The organism is Cupriavidus sp. 05T313 (genome assembly GCF_056396665.1).
Genome location: NZ_JBFTLX010000423.1, coordinates 1 through 3,308 on the forward strand (window position 1 = coordinate 1; position 3,308 = coordinate 3,308).

4 protein-coding genes are annotated in these 3,308 nt (G+C 57.6%); 1 reads left to right on the top strand and 3 read right to left on the bottom strand.

Annotated elements, in window-relative coordinates; all coding sequences use genetic code 11:
• The coding region (locus AC1DKD_RS40165) for a hypothetical protein (RefSeq protein ID WP_477144642.1) at positions 1 to 214 on the top strand (214 nt) is incomplete at its 5' end.
• Between the two features lie 42 nt (positions 215 to 256).
• Here the strand turns inward: AC1DKD_RS40165 and AC1DKD_RS40170 are convergent.
• The 3 genes from AC1DKD_RS40170 to AC1DKD_RS40180 form a co-directional block, all read right to left on the bottom strand.
• On the bottom strand, positions 257 to 733 hold the full coding sequence (locus AC1DKD_RS40170; RefSeq protein ID WP_441631605.1) for a Mov34/MPN/PAD-1 family protein: 477 nt from the start codon (positions 731 to 733) through the stop codon (positions 257 to 259).
• Positions 718 to 2,397, bottom strand: a complete 1,680-nt coding sequence (locus AC1DKD_RS40175) for a ThiF family adenylyltransferase (RefSeq protein ID WP_441631603.1) — start codon at positions 2,395 to 2,397, stop codon at positions 718 to 720. The genes AC1DKD_RS40170 and AC1DKD_RS40175 overlap by 16 nt, the downstream gene beginning before the upstream one ends.
• 5 nt (positions 2,398 to 2,402) lie before the next feature.
• A partial coding sequence (locus AC1DKD_RS40180; protein ID WP_477144643.1) for a CBASS cGAMP synthase occupies positions 2,403 to 3,308 on the bottom strand: 906 nt, incomplete at its 5' end.

A 3,308-nucleotide genomic window follows, 5' to 3' on the forward strand; every position in this document is an offset into this window, starting at 1 on the left:
CATCCACGCTATTCGCTTCGGAGAGTTCTATCTGCAGGCATTTGGCGACAAGACACAGTGGGAGGAGTTGAAGGAGGTCTTCCAGCACTGGAATATCGACCGAAGCTCAGCCTTCAGTTCGCTGGATGCATCGCAGGTAGACCCGAGAATTATGGAATCGCTTGTCGCTATCGTAAAGCTTGCCAGCGGCAGCAAGGATGAGAAGGCGAAATGAGAGACGGCTTCGTGAGATAATCGGTGAAAGGCGGTCGCGCAGCTATCTAACAAAGGCGTTTGCGCCGCTGAGCGTGCTCCGCTGCCCGACACCGAGCCACAAGGCGTTCTCGGTCCCCACGATGAGAAATATCATCGGTACAGACTTGCCGGCGCAAAGTCTTCTCCACTCGTGCGTATCGATGGAGGACGGAGACGGTCTTATCTCGGGATGAGTGTGCCATTCGCCCAGATAGTCCATGGTCTGCTGCTGAGCATTCCAGTGTCGGACGGCGATTCGCTGATGGGCTCTCGCCTGCCGATGGAAACCGAAGCGATGCTGTTGGTCTCCCGGCTGCGGAGAAGATATAGCGGCCACATGTACGTGGCTACCCCTTCTGAATCCCATCAGAATGCCGCCCGCCTCGTGCGATGACGGGGCCAGTTGCCTGAACTTCAGCAGGTTCTCCAGTACATCTGCCTCAATCAAGACCTTGGCGTCTTCAACCAGCGGATGCGGGACAATCAGTGCCTCTGGCATGCTGGACAGTTGTTTGCCGGTGCAATGTTCTGGTTCTTGATGCGTTTGGCATCGGCGTTCTCGAGGTAGCGAGTTCTGAACCGGGGGCTAACGGACCCTCTGAGCCAGTCGCTGACCATATCCGCAGCCAAGGCCGCCGCCGACATCGATGTCGATACGGCATACGGCGTATAGGCGCTACAGCCTCTGAATCGAGTGCGCGGAGGGCTAGCCAGAACCTGATAGCGCTCCTGACGATAGTTTGGCCCGAATCCCTGGCGCAAGCATTGGAAACACCCGTACTTTTCGGAATCTGACCAGAGAGCCTGGACGCACTCACCGTTACCCATCACCCGCACGTACAGGACTGGCCCAAGCCGGCGCTCAATATGCGCGGCATTTACTAAGGTGTTCAACGCTTCATCCCCCGTGGCATCAATGACGAGGTCCGTCGCAAAGAACTTCGCGTTCAACGTCGGGCTGGTTGTTTGGGTTTCGACTTGCACATACGGAAACTGGCGCGCCAATTCATCTCGCAGGGCCTCGGCCTTGTTGCGATATAAGGCCGGAAAACCAAGTGCGTGACGCCCCAGGTTGTCGGGTTCCATCTCGCCAATGTCGATAAGGCGAAGCAGCCCGTTCTTCCCTGTCCCCGCGCCCAGCCGTACGAGTGCTTGAGCTAAATATCCTCCAATCGCACCGCATCCAATGAGAGTAAGCCGCCTGCCAGCCAAGCTTGAAAACTCCAGGTTCCTCGAGTGGATGTAGGCTGGGGAAATGTCGTCAAGGCGCAGTCTTAGAACGGCCGTTTCCCCGCCAGCGTGGTGTAGATAGTTTCGATATTCCCTAGGAGAGTTCTGGAAGCCCTGCCTGTGCTTTAGGTCCAGCTTGAACATGACGCCGAATCGGCCGAGCGGTGTGTTGAAGGCAATGACGCAGCCTTTGCGCTTCAGATACGTCTTGTCAGTGCCGAGACACTGTTGAACTTGCTTCGACAGTTCAGCATCCCAGGACTTCACCCATTTGAAGAACTGCTTTATGGTTGACGGCAATCCCTCGACAGGCACGCCGGGCGCCTCGCTACTTTTAAAGAGAAAGCAAGCGAGAGCTCCCTCAGCCACCCTCTCAGCCGCAAAGCCCTCTCCCACCCTTGCCGCAGCAATAGCGTCCTGCGCTATGAGGCCTTTGCGGTCGCCGCCGTCTTGCTCCATCAAGAAGTACGATGCTGAGGTTGCATCAGGCTCGAGTTCGCCCACCATTACCGGATAGGCGGGCGGACGCTGTCCACCCATCCAGTAGGCACCGAATTCATTGGCAATGTCCGCACTCCGAGTTGTGCCGCTGGCGATGCGATTCAGGACCGTCCTCGCCGCAGTCAGACACTGCAGAATCGCCACATCCGGCTCGAAGCGGTCAAGAATTACCGACCCAGGAGAGAAATAGCACAGGCCGCCAAGCGCATCGACGTGCTCCATTACCTTGGCTGCCCCTTGAGGACGCTCCAGCAAAGTGATGCGCGGATAGCGGAGGAAATTCCAATCCTCAATCTCCATCCGAACCAAGACGTCCCGTGACGCGGTCTTGAGCGGCCCCTCAAAGGCCCGAACTCTCCCTCGCGCCTTTACCAATTTGAGGCCGGCCGCTGACAACACTTGCAAGGCGCGACCGTAGGCGCTCTCGCTCATCCGAATTAGCCTGCGCTTTGTGCGCCGACAACGGGCTTGGACACCGTTGATGCGGGAACGCGGCGAATATCGTCGCCGGACGAATCCGGCTCGACCCATTCTGGCTTGTTTGGAAGGCGTGAGCCCAATTGCGCCTGCAACAACGAGATTGCGTGGGATACGTACGGAAGACTCGACTCGCGAGCTTGCCGTATCGCTTCAGCAAGGGCATAAGCACACGACGATGCCTCGACGCGCTCCGATTCCTCCAATCGATTGAAGTCATCTTTGCCGCCGTCAATGCCGCGCTCGCGAATATCGAGCTTCAGTGCCTTCGCCAGGGCCCTAGCACCCTGTTCAATCGCCAAGTCATCGCGACCGCGGACAGGGACGAAGCTCTGCGCTACCGCAATCATGATGGATACGGACGTCGGGCCACCGGTCTTCCAGCGGAAATCACGCCACGCCTTCAAGAACCGACAGACACGGCGCAATTGCTCACCATGCTCCTCGATACAGTCCTTGAACCACTTTGAAACGTCTGCCGGGTCTGAAGGCACCCACTCCCCTGAACGCTTCGCGAGGACTAAACCTTCCATGTCATCCCAGGACTGGCCGATGAGGTCACCAAGGGCTTCGCTCTCCGACTTGTCACGTGCGTCCATGGCCATACCTTTGGAGTCCGCCGCCTTTCTCAGGGAATCGAAAATTTGCGTTTCGCGGACCTTGACGAACTCGTCTTCCGAAGCGGCGTACAACGGGACATCAATGTGCGCCCAGTTCGCGACCTTGACACGACTACAGTTGTCTCTCGACTTATCGAGAATCCAACCCTCCCGCTTGCAGAGGTCAGTCAACAGGGCCTCCACAAGCTGGAAATATGCTTTGGCCATCCGTGCCGGCGGGCCATTCTCTTCCCAGAGAGTGATGGG

Bases quoted from the DNA above. Each gene is read 5' to 3' on its own strand.
- AC1DKD_RS40175 (WP_441631603.1), bottom strand. From the start codon at position 2,397: ATGAGCGAGAGCGCCTACGGTCGCGCCTTGCAAGTGTTGTCAGCGGCC.
- AC1DKD_RS40170 (WP_441631605.1), bottom strand. From the start codon at position 733: ATGCCAGAGGCACTGATTGTCCCGCATCCGCTGGTTGAAGACGCCAAG.